This window comes from Mesorhizobium sp. M1E.F.Ca.ET.041.01.1.1 (genome assembly GCF_003997355.1).
Classification (GTDB): domain Bacteria; phylum Pseudomonadota; class Alphaproteobacteria; order Rhizobiales; family Rhizobiaceae; genus Mesorhizobium.
In genome coordinates this window covers 1-1440 of record NZ_RZSL01000975.1, presented here as the reverse complement: position 1 = coordinate 1440, position 1440 = coordinate 1, and the positions used below count along the sequence as shown (strand labels likewise).

The 1440-nt window shown below is 63.3% G+C and carries 2 protein-coding genes; both read right to left on the bottom strand.

Features of this window, described 5'->3' with window-relative positions:
- The coding region (tsf, locus tag EOA38_RS36525) for a translation elongation factor Ts (protein ID WP_127301492.1) at positions 1 to 354 on the bottom strand (354 nt) is incomplete at its 3' end.
- A gap of 119 nt (positions 355 to 473) precedes the next feature.
- The gene (gene rpsB / locus EOA38_RS36520) at positions 474 to 1253 is read right to left on the bottom strand and encodes a 30S ribosomal protein S2 (protein ID WP_127221845.1); all 780 of its coding nucleotides are present in this window, start codon (positions 1251 to 1253) and stop codon (positions 474 to 476) included.
- Between the last annotated feature and the right edge of the window lie 187 nt (positions 1254 to 1440).

Genomic DNA, 1440 nt, shown 5'->3' with positions numbered 1-1440 from the left:
CTTGTCGGAGCCCGGATACTTGGCCGCGGCCACCGCCTCGGTCGTGCCATAGGCGAGCGCGACCTTGGCGACGTTGGCGACGATCTCCTGGAAGGCCGCGTTGCGCGCGACGAAGTCGGTCTCGGAGTTCACCTCGACGACCGCGGCCTCGCGGACGCCGGAATCGACGCCGATAAGGCCCTCCGCCGCGGTACGGCCGGCCTTCTTGTCGGCCTTTGAGATACCCTTCTTGCGCAGCCAGTCGACGGCTTCTTCCATGTTGCCGTTGGTCTCGTTCAACGCCGCCTTGCAGTCCATCATGCCCGCGCCGGTCAAGTCGCGGAGTTCTTTGACCTGTGCAGCCGAAATGCTCATTGTCGCCTCTTTGTTTCAAATGCGCCGACGCACCATCGAATCCCGATGATGCGCCCGGCAAAAGCGCTTTAGCGCGCCAACTTATTGGAAAGATGAAGGCCGGAACCGGCCTTCGCTTTTCAAGCTTCCGGAGCTTCAGCAGCCGGGGTGTCGAGCGCCGGCTCGACCGGAGCCTCGGCCGACGCGCCGATATCCATGCCGAGCGCGCCCTGCTGACGGGCGATGCCGTCGATGGCAGCCTTGGCGATCAGATCGCAGTAGAGCTGGATGGCGCGGGCCGCGTCGTCATTGCCGGGGATCGGGAAGTCGATCTTGTCCGGGTCGCAGTTCGAATCGATGATGGCGACCACCGGGATGCCGAGGCGCTTGGCCTCGAGGATGGCGATCGCTTCCTTGTTGGTGTCGATGACGAACATCAGGTCCGGCGTCGAGCCCATGTCCTTGATGCCGCCCAGCGCCTTGTTGAGCTTCTCGCGCTCGCGGTCGAGGTTGAGGCGCTCCTTCTTGGTGAGACCCTGGGCCTCGCCGGCGAGCGTCTCGTCGAGCTTGCGCAAGCGCTGGATCGAGTTCGAGATCGTCTTCCAGTTGGTCAGCATGCCGCCCAGCCAACGCGAGTTGACATAGTACTGGGCCGAGCGCTGCGCCGCGTCGGCGACGATGTCCGAGGCCTGGCGCTTGGTGCCGACGAACAGCACGCGGCCACCCTTGGCGACGGTGTCGGAAACCTGCTTCAGGGCCTGGTGCAGCAGCGGCACCGTCTGCGACAGGTCGATGATGTGGATATTGTTGCGGGCGCCATAGATGTAAGGCGCCATCTTCGGGTTCCAGCGGTGGGTCTGGTGGCCGAAGTGAACACCAGCTTCCAGAAGCTGGCGCATGCTGTAATCAGGCAGAGCCATTCTTTAGTTCCTTTCCGGTTGGCCTCCACGGACACAGGCATTTCGGACGTATGTCCTGATGCCACCGGAGGTTTCAGCCGGATTTCTCCCGGGCAGACACCAAAGTCCGTGTGTGGAATGAGCGCGCATATAGAGGGGAAGCGCCATAAACGCAAGCGCCCCTGCGCCTTGCTGGTCAGCGTGCGAC